14 protein-coding genes are annotated in these 18,018 nt (G+C 60.4%); 4 read left to right on the top strand and 10 right to left on the bottom strand.

The window, feature by feature from the left end; genetic code table 11:
* Positions 1-118: 118 nt before the first annotated feature.
* Positions 119-940, bottom strand: coding sequence for an ornithine lipid ester-linked acyl 2-hydroxylase OlsC (gene olsC, locus AC4CWH_RS02565; RefSeq protein ID WP_491320247.1), 822 nt, complete (start codon positions 938-940; stop codon positions 119-121).
* A 216-nt stretch (positions 941-1,156) separates the two neighbouring features.
* Between olsC and AC4CWH_RS02560 the strand changes: the two genes are divergently transcribed.
* Both AC4CWH_RS02560 and AC4CWH_RS02555 read left to right on the top strand, forming a co-directional pair.
* Positions 1,157-4,543: a hybrid sensor histidine kinase/response regulator gene (locus tag AC4CWH_RS02560; RefSeq protein ID WP_491320246.1), complete on the top strand. Its 3,387-nt coding sequence runs from the start codon at positions 1,157-1,159 to the stop codon at positions 4,541-4,543.
* Positions 4,536-5,465 carry a response regulator gene (locus AC4CWH_RS02555; RefSeq protein WP_491320245.1) on the top strand — a complete coding sequence of 310 codons (930 nt, stop codon included), beginning with the start codon at positions 4,536-4,538 and terminating at the stop codon, positions 5,463-5,465. Before AC4CWH_RS02560 ends, AC4CWH_RS02555 begins: the two co-directional genes overlap by 8 nt.
* Before the next feature lie 84 nt (positions 5,466-5,549).
* On the opposite strand, the gene mhpT is transcribed toward AC4CWH_RS02555, so the two are convergent.
* Complete coding sequence (gene mhpT / locus AC4CWH_RS02550; protein WP_491320244.1) at positions 5,550-6,758, bottom strand: 3-(3-hydroxy-phenyl)propionate transporter MhpT; 1,209 nt, start codon at positions 6,756-6,758, stop codon at positions 5,550-5,552.
* A gap of 267 nt (positions 6,759-7,025) precedes the next feature.
* On the opposite strand from mhpT, the gene AC4CWH_RS02545 reads away from it, so the two are divergent.
* Complete coding sequence (locus tag AC4CWH_RS02545) at positions 7,026-7,559, top strand: AAA family ATPase (protein WP_491320243.1); 534 nt, start codon at positions 7,026-7,028, stop codon at positions 7,557-7,559.
* Between the two features lie 96 nt (positions 7,560-7,655).
* Here AC4CWH_RS02545 and AC4CWH_RS02540 read toward each other — a convergent pair whose 3' ends face one another.
* The 8 genes from AC4CWH_RS02540 to AC4CWH_RS02505 form a co-directional block, all read right to left on the bottom strand.
* Positions 7,656-8,771 (bottom strand): branched-chain amino acid ABC transporter substrate-binding protein, encoded by a 1,116-nt coding sequence (locus tag AC4CWH_RS02540; protein WP_491320242.1) that lies wholly within the window; start codon positions 8,769-8,771, stop codon positions 7,656-7,658.
* A gap of 118 nt (positions 8,772-8,889) precedes the next feature.
* A complete protein-coding gene (locus AC4CWH_RS02535) occupies positions 8,890-9,243 on the bottom strand; it encodes a DUF6867 family protein (protein WP_491284057.1) in 354 nt (117 codons plus the stop codon).
* A 78-nt stretch (positions 9,244-9,321) separates the two neighbouring features.
* A complete protein-coding gene (locus tag AC4CWH_RS02530) occupies positions 9,322-10,065 on the bottom strand; it encodes an ABC transporter ATP-binding protein (protein ID WP_491320241.1) in 744 nt (247 codons plus the stop codon).
* Positions 10,065-10,934 carry an ABC transporter ATP-binding protein gene (locus AC4CWH_RS02525; protein ID WP_491320240.1) on the bottom strand — a complete coding sequence of 290 codons (870 nt, stop codon included), beginning with the start codon at positions 10,932-10,934 and terminating at the stop codon, positions 10,065-10,067. Before AC4CWH_RS02525 ends, AC4CWH_RS02530 begins: the two co-directional genes overlap by 1 nt.
* Positions 10,934-12,331, bottom strand: coding sequence for a high-affinity branched-chain amino acid ABC transporter permease LivM (gene livM / locus AC4CWH_RS02520; RefSeq protein WP_491320239.1), 1,398 nt, complete (start codon positions 12,329-12,331; stop codon positions 10,934-10,936). Before livM ends, AC4CWH_RS02525 begins: the two co-directional genes overlap by 1 nt.
* 4 nt (positions 12,332-12,335) lie before the next feature.
* Positions 12,336-13,238 (bottom strand): branched-chain amino acid ABC transporter permease, encoded by a 903-nt coding sequence (locus tag AC4CWH_RS02515; protein WP_491284053.1) that lies wholly within the window; start codon positions 13,236-13,238, stop codon positions 12,336-12,338.
* Positions 13,239-13,456: 218 nt separating this feature from the next.
* Positions 13,457-15,883, bottom strand: a complete 2,427-nt coding sequence (locus tag AC4CWH_RS02510; RefSeq protein ID WP_491320238.1) for a GcvT family protein — start codon at positions 15,881-15,883, stop codon at positions 13,457-13,459.
* A gap of 172 nt (positions 15,884-16,055) precedes the next feature.
* Positions 16,056-16,817, bottom strand: coding sequence for a TetR/AcrR family transcriptional regulator (locus AC4CWH_RS02505; protein ID WP_491320237.1), 762 nt, complete (start codon positions 16,815-16,817; stop codon positions 16,056-16,058).
* Here AC4CWH_RS02505 and AC4CWH_RS02500 point away from each other — a divergent pair.
* Positions 16,812-18,014, top strand: a complete 1,203-nt coding sequence (locus AC4CWH_RS02500; protein WP_491320236.1) for a multidrug effflux MFS transporter — start codon at positions 16,812-16,814, stop codon at positions 18,012-18,014. The genes AC4CWH_RS02505 and AC4CWH_RS02500 overlap by 6 nt on opposite strands.
* The last annotated feature ends 4 nt before the right edge of the window (positions 18,015-18,018 follow it).

Raw genomic sequence — 18,018 nt, 5'->3', positions numbered from 1 at the left:
TCGGCGACACCGGTGGTCATCGTGCTGGCCACCGTGCGGATCCGAAGTGCCTTTGTGGCGGTGCTTTCACAAGCGCCTGTCCCAAACGCATTTTGCTCAAACGAGGTGATGCGGCTCGTCAGTTCGGCCGGTTCCTCAGTTTTTCCGCTTCGGCATAAAACTTCTTCTCCCATTCCTTGTGGTTATCCAGCCCCTCGTGGATGAACGGGGTGAAGACGGCCATGTGCATCAGCAGCCAGTTGACGAGGCGGGAGGGAAATTTCAGCGGTTTGACGAAATCCACGAACAGCACCACGCGGGTCTTGTCCGTGTGGTTCCAGGCCTCGTGTTCATAGGCGTCGTCAAAGATCAGCACCTTGCCCTCTTCCCAGTGGCAGATCTCGTCGCGCACGCGGATCGCAAGTTTTTCACGCGGTTCCGGGACGATGAGGCCGAGATGCAGGCGCAGCACGCCGTTATAAGGGCCGCGATGGGCCGGAAGATGTTTTCCCGGCTCGAAGATGGAAAACATCACCGTGGTGAGGCCGGGAATCTTCTGCATGGCCTCCCATGTCGCAGGGCATGCTGCTATGTTCTGTTCCGATTTCACGCCGAAGCCGAGGAGAAAAAACGTCTTCCAGCGGTTGTCGGTGGAGATCGTCTTCACGTCGGCGGAAATATCCTGAAAGGACGGCAGTTCATCCTGGCGCACCAGAATGCGGTCCAGTTCGGCGCGAATGGCCGGTGCCGCCTTCTCGATTTCCACCGCCCATGGAAAGGTCGCGGTGTCATAAACCGGCGGATTGCCGAGCCTTGCATATTTAAAATTCAACCGCTCGGCCCAGGCGACGATGCCCATGAAAAAGCGGGTGATGCGGCTGGGGCGATCCATCGGCTGGAGGCCCTGGGTTCCAAATGTCTGTTCGGCATGCGATGCGGCGGAATCGAGCGCTGTTGTCATGGGATGGCCATCGAACACGGTTGACGGGACCTGCCGGGCAGTCTTGGAAATTCACCCTTCAGGGCATTCTGCACGCCGGGGCAAAAAGGCGCGTGTCCCATCCGTTACAAGGACCTGTGGCAGACTTGTGGCAGCGGCGTTTGCGCTTGCAAAAGCAGGCTGAACGCATAAAAGTGCCTAAACACTCGCCATGCCCAAAAGGACGCCAGAGCACGCATGACCGCGCGGCAACGCATCATTCCCGTCCGGCGCGAATATAACCGCTGGGTCGCCGATCAGACGCTGGAAGATTACGCGCTGCGCTTTACCGCCAAGAGCGCCCGTCGCTTCTCCTCCACCCGCATTGCCCAGACCGCCATCGGTGCGATTTCCTTTCTGGCGCTGGAGGCCATCGGCGGCGCGATCACGCTGTCCTACGGCACGACGAATGCCTTTTTTGCCATTCTGGTAGCCGCCGCCGTCATGCTGGTGGTCGGCCTGCCGATCAGTCGTTATGCCATTCGCCACGGCGTCGATATCGATCTTCTTACGCGCGGCGCTAGTTTTGGTTATATCGGCTCCACCATCACCTCGCTGATCTATGCCAGCTTCACCTTCATGCTCTTTGCCATCGAAGCCTCGATCATGACCGGCGCGCTGGAGCTTGCGCTCGGCATACCGCCCGCCATCGGCTACATCATCAGTGCAGCCGTGGTGATCCCGCTCGTCATCTATGGCGTGCAACTGATCTCGCGTTTCCAGCTGATCACCCAGCCGTTCTGGATCGTGCTCAACATCCTGCCCTTCATCTTCATCGCCACCATGGACTGGGAGAAGTTCGATCTGTGGCGGGCTTTTGCCGGCATCAATCATTCCAACGCGCAGGTGGGCGGGGCAGCCCCGTTTAACCTTCTGGAATTCGGTGCCGCCTCCGCGGTGATCCTGGCGCTCATGCCGCAGATCGGCGAGCAGGTGGATTTTTTGCGCTTCCTGCCGGCGGAGGGCCAGCAGAAATGGCGCCACCGGCTGGCGATCTTTCTCGCCGGCCCCGGCTGGGTGGTGGTCGGCGTGCCAAAACTTCTGGCCGGCTCGTTTCTGGCGGTGCTGACGCTTTCCACCGGCGTGCCGGTGCGCGAATCCGGCGATCCCGCCCATATGTATCTCACCGCCTTCGGCTACATGTTTCCGAACGAAACGGCTGCGCTTTTGCTGATGGCGGCCTTCGTCGTGGTCTCACAGCTGAAGATCAACGTGATGAACGCCTATGCGGGATCGCTTGCCTGGTCGAACTTCTTTTCCCGCCTCACCCACAGCCATCCCGGCCGCGTTGTCTGGCTGATCTTCAACGTGGCGATCGCGCTTTTACTGATGGAACTTGGCATCTACCGGCTGCTGGAGGCGACGCTTGGCATCTTTTCCATCATCGCCATGGCCTGGCTCTGCACGATTTCCGCCGATCTCTTCGTCAACAAGCCGCTCGGCCTGTCGCCGCCGGGCATCGAGTTCAAGCGGGCGCATCTGTATGACCTGAACCCGGTCGGCCTCGGCGCCATGCTGGGATCAACGGCGATTGCGCTGTCTGCCCATTTCGGCACCTTCGGGCCACTCGCCGCCTCGCTCTCCACCTTCCTCACCTTGTCAGCCTTCCTGCTTTCGCCCTTGATTGCCTGGGGCACGCGCGGACGTTTCTATCTCGCACGCAAACCGCGCCATGCCTGGAAGAACCTCACCGCCATCACCTGCTCGATCTGCGAACACCCGTTCGAGCCGGAGGACATGGCCTGGTGTCCCGCCTATGCGGCGCCGATCTGTTCGCTCTGCTGCTCGCTCGACAGCCGCTGCCACGACATGTGCAAGCCGAAAGCCCAGATGAAGGCGCAGATCGGCAGCGTGGCGCGTTCCTTCCTCTCCGATCACATCGTCGAGAGGCTGATGACGCGGCTTGGCCGCTACGCCATGACCGCCATCCTCTCGATTTCGCTGATCGGCGGCATCATGGCGATGATCTCCTATCAGGTGAGCGAGGCGACGCCGGCCAATGCCGAGGTGGTTTACGGCACCATTCTCATCGTCTTTTTCGTCTTTGCCATCATCGCCGGCATCGTCTCGTGGTTTTATGTGCTGGCCCATGACAGCCGGGTGGTGGCGGAAGAAGAATCCTCGCGCCAGAACACGCTGCTGCTCAAAGAAATCGCAGCCCACAAGAAAACCGATGCCGCCCTGCAGAAGGCCAAGGAAACGGCAGAAGCCGCCAACCGCGCCAAAAGCCGCTATGTTGTCGGCCTCAGCCACGAGCTGCGCACGCCGCTCAACGCCGTCATGGGTTATGCGCAGATTCTTGAGCGCGACGAGAGCATCCCTGCCCCGCGCCAATCCGCCATCAAGGTGATCAAGCGCTCGGCCGACCACCTCTCCGGCCTCATCGACGGGCTGCTGGATATTTCCAAGATTGAGGCCGGCCGGTTGCAGGTCTATTCGAACGAGATCAACATCCAGGAGTTTCTCGACCAGATCGTCGAGATGTTTCGCCCGCAGGCGCAGGCGAAGGGCCTGACCTTCACCCATATCCGCGCCCGCAGCCTGCCGCATTATGTGCGAAGCGACGAAAAGCGCCTGCGCCAGATCCTCGTCAATCTCCTCTCCAACGCCATCAAGTTTACCGACCAGGGCACCGTCACCTTCGAGGTCGCCTATCGCAGTCAGGTCGCTACTTTTACCGTGTCCGATACCGGGCGCGGCATTGCCGAAAAGGACCTGCCGCGCATCTACGAGCCGTTCCAGCGGGGCGAGGCGGAAAACATTCGGCCAATGCCGGGGCTTGGCCTTGGCCTCACCATCACCCAGCTTCTGACCAATACGCTGGGCGGCGAGATTTCGGTAAAAAGCAAAAAAGACGAAGGCTCAACCTTTCGCGTCCGCCTGATGCTCTCGGCCATCGACCGGCCAAGCACGATGCCCGCGCCGGAAAAGAAGATCGTCTCCTATACCGGCCCGCGCCGCACGCTTGTTGTGGTTGACGATAACGAGGACCACCGCGACCTGATGCGCGAAGTGCTGTCGCCGCTCGATTTCGTCGTGCTGACGGCCAATGGCGCCACCGAATGCCTCACACTGATCGAAGGCGTGAAGCCGGATCTTTTCCTCGTCGACATCCTGATGCCCGGCATGAACGGCTGGCAGCTGGTGGAGCGCTTGCGCGAAAGCGGCCAGACGGCGCCGATCCTGATGCTGTCAGCCAATATCGGCGATGGCGCGAGCACCATCCGCGACGGCGATGGCCATAGCGATACGATTGCAAAACCCGTCGATATCCGCCAGCTCTCCGACAAGCTGGCGCTGCATCTTGGCCTCACCTGGATCTACGAGGGCGACGTTGAACCCGAACCGCCGCCGCCGGTTCCGGTGCTCAAAAGCCCCGGCGAAACGCATCTGCAGGACCTGATCCAGCTCGGCGAAATCGGTTATGTCCGCGGCATCGAGGCAAAACTGGCCGATCTCGACAAACTGCCGGAAAACCAGCCCTTTACCACGGCGGCCGGGGCCTATATCCAGTCCTTCGATCTGGCGGGATATCTCAGCTTCCTCAACCGGTTCCGCGAGGAAAGGGTCGCCGACGATGCCTGACATGAAGAGCGAGCAGCCCCGCGACATCGTGCTTCTGGTGGATGACAGTCCCGAGGCGCTGGGTTTCTTGACCGAAGCGCTGGAGCAATCCGGCTTTTCCGTGCTGATCGCCACATCCGGCCAATCGGCGCTCAACATTGTCGAGCGTATCACGCCCGACCTCATCCTGCTCGATGCCGTGATGCCGGCCATGGACGGTTTTGCCACCTGCCGGCGGCTGAAGGCCAATCCGGCCGTGTCACAGGTGCCGGTGATCTTCATGACGGGGCTGACCGAAACCGAACATGTGGTCAATGCGCTCGATTGCGGCGGTGTGGATTACCTCACCAAGCCGATCAATATCGACGAGTTGCGCGCGCGCATCCGCGTGCATCTGTCGAACGCCCGCTCCGCCCAGAGCGCGCGTGTGGCACTGGATGCCGCCGGCCGGCACCTGCTGGCGGTGAAGGGAAATGGCCAGCTGCACTGGTCCACCCCGCAGGCAACGCGCCTCATCAACGCGGCAACCGGCAGCGATGACGGGCTTGATATCGTCGTGCAGCATATTGCAGCCTGGATGGGCGGCCGTGAAAAACCGGGCTTTTCCCGCGATGCCTCGTTTGCCTTCACAAAGGCCGGCGAAGCCAGCCTGCAATTTGCCTTCCTCGGCGCCATCGGGGCCGACGAATATCTGTTTCGTGTGACCGGCCAGAACAACCGCGCCGACGATGCGGTGCTGCGCGAGCATTTTCCGCTGACGACACGCGAATCCGAAGTGCTGCTGTGGATTGCCAAGGGCAAGTCCAACAAGGATATCGGCGATATCCTCGGGCTTTCGGCGCGCACCGTGAACAAACATCTGGAACAGATCTATGTGAAGCTCGGTGTTGAAAACCGGGCGTCTGCGGCAGTAAAGGCCGCCCATGTGCTGCACGAAGTCTAAACCGCGAGCGCCCGAGATGCGATCAGGCCCGCGATAGTGCTGCGGACCTGATGTGGACTATGAAGGGCCGCAGGCGGCCGGGCTTCAGGCGAAAGCCGGGCGGCGGGTGCGGCGAAACAGAAGTACGACAGTGAACGTGCCGGTCAGCACCGTCAAAGGAACCAGCGCAAACATCACCTGCGTCGGCGTTGCCCCGGCCGCCACCAGAAGGCCGGTGAACAGCGGTCCGGCGATGGAGCCGAGGCGCCCGACGGCAATCGCGATGCCGACGCCGGTGCCGCGGATCTCGAAGGGATAACATTGCGGCGCCGTGGCATAAAGAATAGCCTGCATGCAGAGGATCGCGCCTCCCACGAGTACGCCCCCCACCAGCATCAGCACCAGTTCAGCCGGCAGAATGCCGAGCATGATGAGCGCTGCAGCCGAGGCAGCAAAGGCAAGAAGCACCGGGATCACCGGCCGTGGGCTGTCAAAGATGCGACCGCCGATCAGGCTGCCCGCCACGCCGCCGACATTAAACAGCAACTGCACGAGGGATGCCTCGTTTTTGGTCAGGCCGCGGGCGACGAGCAGTTGCGGCATCCAGTTGAGAAGCACATAAACGACCATGAGGCCGAGGAAGAAGGAAAGCCACAGAAGCAACGTCCCCACAAGCGTTTCCGGCTGGAACAGGGTGCGAAGACGCACGGTCGCGGCAGACGCCTTCTGGCGCACCACGGCCAGCGGTGGCAACATGACCTGTACGAAGGGTGCGAGCAGCAGCGGCATCAGCCCGCCCACCAGAAAGATGCTGTGCCAGTCGTCGCCATGCAGGCCAAGCGTTGCAACGCCACTGGCAATGGCGCCACCGAGCGGCACGCCGGCATACATGATGGAAACTGCCCAGCCGCGACGGCCGGGCTCCACCGATTCCGCGGCGATATTGATGAGATTGGGCAAGGCGCCACCGAGGCCGACACCGGTCAGGATCCGCAGCACCAGCAACTGATCGAAACTGGTGGCGAAAATGGTTGCCACCGAAAAGATGCCGAAGGTCAAAAGCGAGAGCACAAGCCCCGTCCGGCGCCCCCATCGGTCGGCAATCCAGCCTCCGGACAGGGCGCCAAAAATCAGCCCGAATGTTGCCGAAGATAAAAAAAGCCCGATCTGCGGCGGCGTCAGGCCGAAGGCCGGTACAAGTTTCGGCACCGCGACGCCTGCGGCCTGCAAGTCAAATCCCTCGATTATGGCCGCCAGGAAGGCAAGCGTCAGCGCTCGCCCTCCGCGGGTGCGGAGCGCAATGGTGTTCGTCATCGTGAAATTCTCCCATCCTCGGGCAGGCTTGGAGCGGCCGCCACCTCCAGTGCCGTCGACCCCTCATCCAACTGGGTTCGCCGGCCAATCCCATCGCACCTCCTCCAAGGCACGGCCCTGTGCGGCAGCACGTTTTCGCAACGCTCGCATTTCAGGCAAGTGTCAAATTATTGCTATGCCTCATAACAGTCAACACACTTATCACGCGGGGAAACGGCATTCGATGTCCGACCTTGCAACCTGAAAATGGTACAGAGGAGACCGTTCATGTCTGGGTTCGTTATTCTCTCCGGCTGCTCGGGCGGCGGAAAGTCAACGCTTCTTGAGGAACTGCAGCGTCGCGGCTTTGCAACCGTGCCGGAGCCCGGGCGCCGTGTCGTGGTGCGGGAACTGGCATCCGGAGGCACGGCCCTCCCCTGGAGCGATCTTCCGGCCTTTGCGCGGCGCGCCATCACGCTCTCGATTGCGGATCGGGCGGCGATGGCCGACAAAACCGGCTGGGTGTTCTTTGATCGCGGGCTGGTGGATGCGGCGTCAGCCCTTGCCCATGCGACAGGCGATGACCGGGTGATGTTCGACCTCTGCCGCCAGCATCGTTACCACGGTCGGGTTTTCCTCACGCCGCCCTGGCCGGAAATCTATGTGACCGACGGGGAACGTCAGCACGGGTTTGAAGAGGCGGTGGCGGAATATGAGCGGCTATGCGCCGTCTATCCCACGCTCGGCTACGAGCCCGTCATCCTGCCCAGGACCTCGGTTTCGCAGCGTGCTGATTTCGTGCTCGCCCATCTCGCGAACTGATCCGGCGCATCGCCAGCCACGGCCGGACATGAAAAAGCCCGGCGCGAGCCGGGCTTTCCGTTGATATTGGCAGCGGTTTCCCGCCTGCCAAAAATCTTACATCTGGAAGTAGCTGTACTTGCCGTCAGCGCCCTTCTTCCACTCGTACATGACATAGTCAGGACGGGTGATGTCGCCCTTGGCGTCGAAGCCGATGTCGCCGATGGCGGTCTTGAACGGACCCTTGGCCTTCATCGCTTCAGCAACCTTGGTCGGATCATTGCTGCCAGCAGCCTTGGCGGCGTCAGCAAAGATCTGCAGGGCAGCGTAGGAATAGAGCGTGTAGGCTTCCGGCTCGAAGTTTGCAGCGCGGAACTTGGCCACGATGTCCTTGGCGTTCGGGTTCGTGCGCGGATCCGGCGGGAAGGTCATCAGCGTGCCGTTGACGGCGTCGCCGGCGATCGAGGCCAGTTCGTTGGAGGTGATGCCATCACCCGACATCAGCGGAGCCTTGAGGCCCTGGTCCGCCATCTGGCGCATCAGGAGACCGGCTTCGGTGTGCAGGCCGCCGAAATAAACGATGCCGACGCCGGCTTCCTTCATCTTCGACACGAGGGCGGAGAAGTCCTTGTCGCCGACGGTGATGCCTTCGTAGATGACTTCCTTGATGCCAAGCTTGTTCATGGCCTTCTTGGTTTCGTCGGCAAGACCCTGACCATAAGTGGTCTTGTCATGCACGACGGCAACCTTGGCGGTCTTGAACTTTGAAGCGATATATTCGCCGGCAACGGCACCCTGCTGGTCGTCACGACCGCAGGTGCGGAAGGTGTTCCACAGGCCCCGTTCGGTGAACTTCGGGTTGGTCGAGGCCGGTGTGATCTGCACGATGCCGTTTTCGGCATAGACTTCAGAGGCCGGGATCGAAACCGACGAGTTGAAGTGACCGACGACGAACTTCACGCCATCGGCTACAAACTTGTTGGCAACCGAAACGCCCTGCTTCGGGTCCGACACGTCGTCGCCGAGCACGATCTTGATCTTTTCGCCGTTGATGCCGCCGGCAGCATTGATGTCGGCTGCGGCCTGTTCGGCACCCTTCTGGAGCTGTGCGCCGAAGGCTGCGTTCGGACCCGTCAGCGGGCCACCGATGCCGACGAGGACATCGGCCCAGGCCGAACCACTGAATGCCATGACGGCTGTCAGTGCCACGGCCGAAAGAAGAGACTTCTTCATTGTGTTACTCCCAGTTTTTGAGCGGGTTTGAATTAAAACCTGCGCGAGACCCACCACACTCTCGCGCCGGAAACGTGTTCCCTGTTTATCGCAGTCTGAAGCCGAAAGCCTCAGCCTGTCAATTCTTCTTATGCCACGAAAAAGCAGAGCTTTTTTCGTAAAGCCAGTAGTAGTTTTCCACCATCTGGCGGGTGCGGCGATGACGGAAACCTGCTGTTGCCACGATCAGCAGCAGCACGACATCGAGCGCGTAGAAACCGATGCTGAGGAAAGGTCCCTGGAACAGCGAGAAATGCAGGAACCGCAGGAGGACGCCGAGCAGAAGCACGTAACCGATCACCATCGGATAATCCTTCCAGCTTTCGGCAACCGCCTTGCCGGTGCGCCAGGCCGTCCACAGTCCGATCATCAAGACGATGAACCGCAGGACATACCGCGCGCCGGTATCGCTTTCGAAAAAAAGTCCCTGCATCTCAAGCTCTCCCTGACGCTTGACGGAAAGACGGCAGGACGGGGTTTGTTGCCCCGGCCCGGATGGAGATGTGCGCGATCAATGCCGTCCACCTTCCAGATAGGCGGCCCGCACTTCCGGGTTGGCCAGCAGTTCCCGGCCCGATCCGCTCATGGTCACCTTGCCGTTCACCATCACATAGGCGCGGTGCGACAGTTTCAGCGCCGCAAAGGCGTTCTGCTCCACGAGGAAGACGGTCAGCCCCTCCTTCTCGTTCAGCACCTTGATCGCCTCGAAGATTTGCTTGACGATCAGCGGTGCAAGGCCCAGCGACGGCTCATCCAGCAGCAGAAGCTTTGGGCGGGCCATCAGCGCGCGACCGATGGAGAGCATCTGCTGCTCGCCACCCGACAGCGTTCCGCCGCGCTGGGACTGTCTTTCCTTGAGACGCGGAAACAGCGTGAAAATCTTTTCCACGTCCTCGTTGAAATATTTCAACTGGTCGAGACCGGCGCCCATCTGCAGGTTCTCATAGACCGTCATGCGCGGAAAGATGCGCCGTCCCTCGGGAGACTGGGCAATGCGCTGGCGGGCGATCAGATGCGTCGGCGTGCGGGTGATGTCGGTTCCGTCGAAGACGACGGTCCCGGTGCGCGCCTGCGGACTGCCGCAGATCGTCATCATCAGCGTTGACTTGCCGGCGCCGTTGGCGCCGATCAGGCTGACGATTTCACCCTTGTTGACCTCGATATCGACACCGGAGAGCGCACGGATATTGCCGTAATAGGTTTCGACGCCGCTGACCTTCAGGAGAGGTTCGGCTTTGATCGTGTTGACGGCCATCACAGCGTGCCCCCGTCGAGTTCTTCGGCAATGACTTCTTCCACCTCGTCGTCCTCAACGCCGAGATAGGCGGCAATCACCTTCGGATCGTTCTTGACGTGATCCGGGTTGCCGTCAGAAATCTTCTGCCCGTATTCCAGCACCACCACATGATCGGAAATTTCCATCACCACCGACATGTCATGTTCGATGAGCAGGATGGAGGTTCCGGTCTCATCGCGGATACCGTTCAAAAGCGTGTTGAGCGCCAGCGATTCGCGCGGGTTAAGGCCCGCGGCCGGCTCGTCGAGGCATAAAAGCTCCGGGCCGGTACACATGGCGCGGGCAATTTCCAGACGGCGCTGGGCACCGTAAGGAAGGTCGCCGGCGGGGTCATCGGCGCGGTCGGTGAGGTCTGCCCGTTCCAGCCAGTGGCGGGCAAGCTCGATCGAGGCTTCCGCCTCGCGCTTGTAGGAACCGAGGCCGATGAGGCCCATTACCGTGTAGCCAGACGCCTTCATCAGCTTGTTGTGCTGGGCGACCAGCAGGTTTTCAAGAACCGTGAGGCCTGAAAACAGCCGGATGTTCTGGAAGGTGCGCGCCACCTTGGCATGTTTGGTGATCTCGAAATCGGTGAGGCGTTCCAGCAGGAACTCCTTGCCGGCTTTCTGGCGCAGGGTGATCATGCCCATCGTCGGCTTGTAGAAGCCGGTGATGCAGTTGAAGACGGTCGTCTTGCCGGCGCCGTTCGGGCCGATCAGCGCGGTGATTTCGCCGCGCTTGACCTCCAGCGAGAGGTCGTTGATCGCCATCAGGCCGCCGAAGCGCATCGACAGATGCTCTACCTTGAGAATGGTATCCGAAGTCATGGTCTCATTTGCGGATGTCATCAGCCGTGACCTTCCTTGGTGAAGCTGCCGGATACGGACTTGCGCTCCTTGAGGAAGGCCGTGGGTTCACGCGAGCCGACGAAACCGCGTGGCTTGAACAGCATGACCACCACCATGGCCAGACCGAAGAGCAGCATGCGGTAAAGTTCCGGCGTGAAATCCGGCCCAAAAATGTGTTTCAGGAATTCCATCTCGCGCAGCGCCTCGGTGCCGCCGATCATGACGACGGCTGCAATGGCAATGCCGGTGAGCGAGCCCATGCCGCCGAGAACGACGATGGCCAGAATGACCGCCGATTCCAGGAAAACGAAGCTTTCCGGCGACACGAAACCCTGGCGGGCAGCAAAGAACGACCCGGCAAAGCCGCCGAACATCGCGCCGATGGCAAAGGCCGTCAGCTTGGTCTTGACCGTATCGATGCCGAGCGAACGGCAGGCGATCTCGTCCTCGCGCAGCGCTTCCCAGGCCCGGCCGATCGGCATGCGGCGCAGCCGGATCGTGACGTAAGCGGTGACCATGCAAAGCGCCAGGATCACGTAGAACAGGAAGATCTTGTAATAGGCCGAGGACATCGGCAGGGCAAACACCTTGGCGAAGTTGTTGGGGGCACCGACATCGAAGGAATAGATTCCGAAGATCGAAGCCTTGGCGACGCCGGAAATTCCCGCCGTACCGCCGGTGACTTCCGACCAGTTCATCAGCACGAGGCGGATGATTTCACCGAAGGCGAGCGTGACAATCGCCAGATAGTCGCCGCGCAGGCGCAGCACCGGGAAGCCGAGAATGATGCCCCAGAAGGCCGCCAGAATGCCCGCCATCGGCAGAAGCACCCAGAAGGACAGGCCAAAATGGTCCGACAGAAGCGCGTAGGAATAGGCGCCCACCGCATAAAAGGCGACATAACCGAGATCGAGCAGGCCGGCGAGGCCAACGACCACGTTCAGACCCCAGGCCAGCATCACGTAGATGAGGATCTGGATGCCGAAATTGTCGACGAATTTCAGCGAGCCCTGCACGCCATAGAGGGTGACGATAACAGGCGGATAGAGCACGAGCGCGATCATCGCGATCTTGAGGAAATGCCGGTGAAAGAAACCCTTGTCCTCGGACACTTCCAGAAGGCCGGACTTGGCCTTGCTCAGCTTGCGCCGATCAATGTTGGGGCGGATGAAACCGACGACGAGGAAGCGGCCGACGGCCGCAATCGCCACGAATACGGCCAGAAGGCCCCAGCGCATGCGCCAGACCAGCGCATTGTCGATGTTCTGGTAGGTTTCAACGCCGACATAAAGAAGGAACATGCCGAACGCCAGCAGGCCGGCAAAGAGGCCCTCGCGGAGCGCCTTCGCCATGAGGCCCGGCGCCGCATCGGTCGCCGGAGAATTTGCATTGCTCATGATGTTACACCTTCTCCACTTCAGGTCGGCCCAGAATGCCGGTCGGCTTGAAGATCAGAACGAAAGCGAGAATGGCAAAGGTCGCCACGTCCTTGTAGGCAATGGAGAAATAGGCCGACCACAGGGATTCGATGAGGCCGATCAGAAGGCCGCCGAGAACAGCACCCGGCAGCGAGCCGATGCCACCGAGAACGGCTGCGGTGAAGGCCTTGACGCCCGGAATGAAGCCATCGTTGAACGAGGCGACGCCGTAATACATGAGGTACATGGTGCCGGCGACGGCCGCGAGCGCGGCGCCCATGACGAAGGTGATCGAGATGGTGCGATCCACGTCGACGCCGAGCAGGGCTGCCATCTTGCGGTCCTGTTCCGTCGCACGCTGGGCGCGGCCGAGCGGCGTCTTGTTGACGATATACCAGAAGGCGGCGAGCAGCACGCTGGTGACGATGACGATGAGGATCTGCTTCAGCGACACGGTGATCGTGCCGAAGTGGTAGACATCATTGACCAGCGGCGGAACCGGCTTGTTGCGCGGGCCCTGCGTGACCTGGATGAAGTTCGACAGCACGATCGACATGCCGATCGCGGTGATCAGCGGCGCAAGGCGGAAGGAACCGCGCAAGGGACGGTAGGCGACACGCTCGATCGTCCAGTTCCACAGGCTCGTCACCAGCATGGCAACGACCAGCATGACCAGCAGCGCCAGCGCCACGGGAATACCGGCAAAAAACGAGGTGAGGATCAGGAAAACGATAAGGGCGGCAAAGCCGCCGAGCATGAAGATATCACCATGGGCAAAGTTGATCATGCCGATGATGCCGTAAACCATCGTGTAGCCAATTGCCACGAGGCCATAGATCGATCCAAGAGTCAGCCCGTTTAAGAGCTGCTGGATAAAATACTCCATATTTTTCCCCCGGGCGCGATTCGTTAAATTCGATCGTGCCTCTAGTCTGTGTGGCCCTTACGGGTTCTTAGGTTTTGTCGAATTGATACCGCTTTCACTTGAAATGTGAAGTCAAAAAGCCACAACCGCCACAGTTTCCCCGCACTTTCCCGTGCAATGCCGCAAATAAAATCATCAGCGCCATAAAAACGGCATCTGCTGATCATTTTGGCAGCGCTTCAGCCCCGCATCCGCTGACCATCCGGATCAAACAGGGCCTGCGTGATCAGGCGGGCCGGCAGCATTTCGCCGAGCACCTCGATCTGCCAGCCCTCACGCGTCGTCGCAAACTCCTTCGGCACATACCCCATGGCAACGGACACGCCGGAGGCATGGGCAAAACCGCCGGATGTGACCCAGCCGACAACCGAACCATGGATCGAGATCGGCTCATCACCGAGCACGTCTGCATCGTGCGCTTCCACGCCAAGGGTAATCAGCCGCAAGGTGCCGCCGGCCAGCTTTTCCTCTATCGCCCCCATCTTCCCAATAAAATTCACGTCTTTTTTCAAGGCAATGAACCGGCCAAGGCCTGCTTCCATCGGGCCATAAAGCGGGCGATATTCACGCGACCAGCTGCCAAAACCCTTTTCCAGCCTGAGCGCATTCAGCGCCCTGAGGCCAAACAGACGGATGTTGAACTCTTCCCCGGCCTGCATGAGAACCTCAAACAGGCTGCGCTGGTATTCCGGCCGCAGCCAGATCTCGTAGCCGAGATCACCGGTATAGCTCACGCGTCCAACGATTGCCGGCACCATGCCCAGCTCCATCTCGCGGATCGACATGAAGGGAAAGGCCTCGTTGGAGAGATCGAGATGGGTGAGTTTCTGCAGCACGGCGCGCGCCTTGGGGCCGGCAACCGACAGCCCGACGAGACCAAGGCCCAGCGCGCCGAGCACCACCGAACCGTCCTCCGGCAGATGCTCCTCGAACCAGCGCATGTGGTAATCCTCGGCAATGCCGGAGCCGATCAGCAAAAATTCGTCGCCATCCATGTTGGCGATGGTAAAATCGCCGATCAGCTTGCCCGCCTCGTTCAGCATCGGGGCGAGTGCCATGCTGCCGACGGAGGGAAGCCGACCGGCGAGCATGATATCCAGCCATTGGGCGGCCCCCTCGCCGCTCACCGAATATTTGGCAAAGCCCGAGGTTTCCATCAGGCCGACGCTGTCGCGCACAGCCTTGGCTTCCGCCCCCACCGTTTCGAAATCGCTGGAGCGGCGCCACGAGAACTTGTCCTCGACACCCTCTGGCGCAAACCACAGCGGCGTTTCAAGCCCGGCATAAGCGCCGAATACCGCCCCTTCCGCCTTCAGCCGGTCATAGATCGGCGTCGTCAGCAGCGGGCGGGCGGCGGGCAGTTCTTCGTTCGGATAACGGATGGAAAAGCGGCGCGAATAGTTTTCGCGCACCTTGGCATTGGTATAGGCGGGCGTTGCGTAATCGCCGAAACGGCAGACATCCATGGCAAACACGTCAAAGCCCGGATCGCCCTCGATGATCCAGTTGGCAAGCGCCAGCCCGACTCCGCCGCCCTGGCTGAAGCCGGCCATGACCGCGCAGGCCGACCAGTAATTGGTGAGCCCGCGCACCGGGCCTACCAGCGGATTGCCATCCGGCGAGAAGGTGAAGGGGCCGTTGACGATCTTTTTGATGCCGGCATTGTTGAAGGCAGGGAAATGGCGAAAGCCCACTTCCAGCTCGCCGCTGATCCGCTCCAGATCTTCGGGCAAAAGTTCAGGGCCAAAATCCCAGGGGGTTTCCAGCGGCGACCAGGGGCGGCAATCCTTTTCATAGGTCCCCATCAGCATGCCGTTGCGCTCCTGGCGGATATAGATCTCGCCGTCGAAATCGACGCAATGCATCAGTTCACGGCCGGTGGAGCGGTTGAACTCGATCACCTCGGGCATATCCTCGGTGATGAGATACATATGCTCCATGGCGAGAACCGGCAGTTCCACACCCACCATGCGGCCCACTTCGCGCGCCCAGAGGCCGGCGGCGTTCACCACATGCTCGGCATAGATATCACCCTTGTCGGTAATCACCCGCCAGCTGCCGTCTTCCAGCGGAATGAGGTTTTCGACCTTGGTGTGCAGGTAGATCTCGGCACCGTTCTTTTTGGCCGATTTCGCATAGGCATGGGTGGTGCCATAGGGATCGAGATGGCCTTCATGTGGATCAAAGACGGCACCGACGAACTGCTTGGGGTCCAGCAGCGGCATCATCTCATAGGCTTCTTCGGCAGAAATCAGCCGCGCCTCGCCGCCGGCATATTTGCCCTTGGCGAGCAGCGATTTCATCCAGTCGAAACGTTCAGGCGTTGCCGCCAGCATCAGGCCGGAGGTCATGTGCAGACCGATATCCTGACCGGAATACTCTTCGATCTCCTTGTAAAGCTCGACCGTGTATTTCTGCAGCTTGGCAACGTTCGGATCGCCGTTGATCGTGTGCATGCCGCCGGCCGCATGCCAGGTTGAGCCCGCCGTCAGCTCGGCCCGTTCCACCAGCACCACATCGGTCCAGCCGAATTTCGTCAGGTGATAAAGCACCGAACAGCCGACGACCCCCCCCCCGATGACGACGACTCTGGCATGGCTTTTCATGAATGGAGACTCCCTCTGCGAACAGAAATAGTTGGATCAGGCTCGGGCGGATATGCGACGTCCAAGAACCTTGTTCAGGACACATCGCATCTATTCGACAAGGATCGTATCGGCATCAGCGTAGGTGTGTGCGGACCTGTCTGATCCGGATATCTGCACGGCAGAAGGATAATCATCTCGTTCCGGGAAAGATACGGGAAATCAGGTGCGTGGCAATGTCGATGCGCAGGCGCAACTCCGCCTCAAGCGCTGATTTCTCAAGGTTCAGCATCAGCGCACGCAGATGAACACCGCCGAGAACAGTCGAGATGACCATATCCGCGAGAATACGGGGATCGACATCCGTCGGCAGTTTGAGGGACGGATCACTGGCGAGCACCTGCGTGACCTGATTGACCGTTTTTTCAATGCAATCGCGATAGAATTGTCCGGCCAGTTCCGGATATTTCAGCGATTCTGCGATAACCAGCCGCGTCAGCGTGATCTGCCGGGGCGACAGAATGATCGTCGCAAGCTCCCGCAGCATCCGGGCGAGCGTATCGGTGGCGCGCCCCGGCTGCGAGATCCCCTCGCTCACGGGCACCACATCATGGCTTTGCACCAGGGCGCTGAAAAGGGCAGCCTTGTCCGGATAGAATTTGTAGACCGTCTTTTTAGCCATGCCACAGGCGCGGGCCACCTCTTCCATTGTTGCATCGCCATAACCGAACTGTTCGAATACGCGCTCAGCACCCTGCAAGATCAACGACTTGCGATCATCGTCCGCAAGGCTGGGCGGCCGTCCTGCCTGTGAGGCTGAAGATACCATCGACTCATCCCTGGAAAAATCGGTTGACAAAAGGAAACGATAGCGTTTCCTTCGAACCAAAGGAAACGCAATCGTTTCCATGTCGGATTTCATCCTATACCTGGCTCGACGGACGAACTCATGCAACAGAAAAACACTTCCCTTGCGGTGTCCCTGGGCGCCGTCTGCGCCCTCGGTCCCTTCGCGACCGACATGTATGTGGCGGGCATGCCACGCATGGCGCAAGATCTGGCGACGACTGGCGCCCATATCCAGCTCAGCATGATGACCTATTTCATCGGCTTCACGATCGGCCAGCTGTTTTACGGCCCGGTGTCGGACAGGACCGGGCGAAAGCCGATGATCTATCTTGCGCTTTCCATCTTCATCCTAGCCTCGATAGGCTGCATGTTCAGCATGACAGCCAACCAGTTGCTGGGCTTGCGTTTCCTGCAGGGGATTGGCGGCTCGATCGGCATGGTGATTGCAACCGCATCGATCCGGGATGTCCATACCGGTCAGGCAGCCGCCAAGCTGATGTCTGTGGTCATGCTGGTCCTCAGCATTGCTCCCGTGCTTGCGCCACTGATGGGTGGCGTGCTTCTGCAATGGGGCAGTTGGCGCAACATTTTTGCGGTGCTGGCGGTGTTCGGCGCCCTGGTGGCGCTTGTCACCGCCACGATGCTTCCGGAAACCCGCATGCCGGAACTGCGCGTCATCAGCCGGCCCAGCGCCGCACTTCGCTGGTATGCAAGGCTGCTGGTTGCGCGCAACTTCATTCCCTATGCGGGAGCGCTTGCCTTGGCACAGGGCGGCTTCTTTGCCTATATCGCCGGGTCATCCTTTGTGCTGATCAATGTCTATGGCCTGACGCCCATGGCCTATGCGTTCATCTTCAGCCTCAACGCAATCGGCATCGGAATTGGCGCACAGGGCGCCTCCAAGGTCGCCTCGCGCATCGGCATCCGGGCGACGGTGAAACTGGGCTCTCTCCTTTATGCCGGAACCGGCATCATCCTCTTGACGATGCTGATTGCCGGTGCCGACAGTCTGCTCTCTGTCTGCAGTCTTTTGTTTGTCATGGTCATGGCGATCGGAAGCATCATGCCGACCTGCAACATTCTGGCAATGGAGGCGCAGGGCGCGATATCGGGAACAGCCGCGGCATTGCTCGGGGCGCTGGGTTTTGGCGCGGGCGCACTCGGCAGTTTTGCCATCGGTATCCTCGACGACGGAACCGCGTTGCCGTTGATCTTTGTCATGACGACCTGCGCTGTCGCAACGGCCGCGGTTGCCGTTCTGACCTTCGGTTCCTCCGAGATGACGCACGAAGCGACGGCCTGATGCC

The sequence above is a fragment of the Neorhizobium sp. PAMB6716 genome (assembly GCF_058242805.1).
The sequence above is the reverse complement of the archived record's forward strand: the minus strand, read 5'-3'. Positions and strand labels throughout refer to the sequence as shown.

Excerpts from the sequence above, each read along its gene's own strand:
- AC4CWH_RS02545 (WP_491320243.1), top strand. The coding sequence starts at position 7,026 with ATGTCTGGGTTCGTTATTCTCTCCGGCTGCTCGGGCGGCGGAAAGTCA.
- mhpT (WP_491320244.1), bottom strand. The coding sequence starts at position 6,758 with ATGACGAACACCATTGCGCTCCGCACCCGCGGAGGGCGAGCGCTGACG.
- AC4CWH_RS02555 (WP_491320245.1), top strand. The coding sequence starts at position 4,536 with ATGCCTGACATGAAGAGCGAGCAGCCCCGCGACATCGTGCTTCTGGTG.
- AC4CWH_RS02530 (WP_491320241.1), bottom strand. The coding sequence starts at position 10,065 with ATGGCCGTCAACACGATCAAAGCCGAACCTCTCCTGAAGGTCAGCGGC.
- AC4CWH_RS02515 (WP_491284053.1), bottom strand. The coding sequence starts at position 13,238 with ATGGAGTATTTTATCCAGCAGCTCTTAAACGGGCTGACTCTTGGATCG.
- olsC (WP_491320247.1), bottom strand. The coding sequence starts at position 940 with ATGACAACAGCGCTCGATTCCGCCGCATCGCATGCCGAACAGACATTT.
- AC4CWH_RS02500 (WP_491320236.1), top strand. The coding sequence starts at position 16,812 with ATGCAACAGAAAAACACTTCCCTTGCGGTGTCCCTGGGCGCCGTCTGC.
- AC4CWH_RS02540 (WP_491320242.1), bottom strand. The coding sequence starts at position 8,771 with ATGAAGAAGTCTCTTCTTTCGGCCGTGGCACTGACAGCCGTCATGGCA.
- AC4CWH_RS02510 (WP_491320238.1), bottom strand. The coding sequence starts at position 15,883 with ATGAAAAGCCATGCCAGAGTCGTCGTCATCGGGGGGGGGGTCGTCGGC.
- livM (WP_491320239.1), bottom strand. The coding sequence starts at position 12,331 with ATGAGCAATGCAAATTCTCCGGCGACCGATGCGGCGCCGGGCCTCATG.
- AC4CWH_RS02535 (WP_491284057.1), bottom strand. The coding sequence starts at position 9,243 with ATGCAGGGACTTTTTTTCGAAAGCGATACCGGCGCGCGGTATGTCCTG.
- AC4CWH_RS02560 (WP_491320246.1), top strand. The coding sequence starts at position 1,157 with ATGACCGCGCGGCAACGCATCATTCCCGTCCGGCGCGAATATAACCGC.
- AC4CWH_RS02525 (WP_491320240.1), bottom strand. The coding sequence starts at position 10,934 with ATGACATCCGCAAATGAGACCATGACTTCGGATACCATTCTCAAGGTA.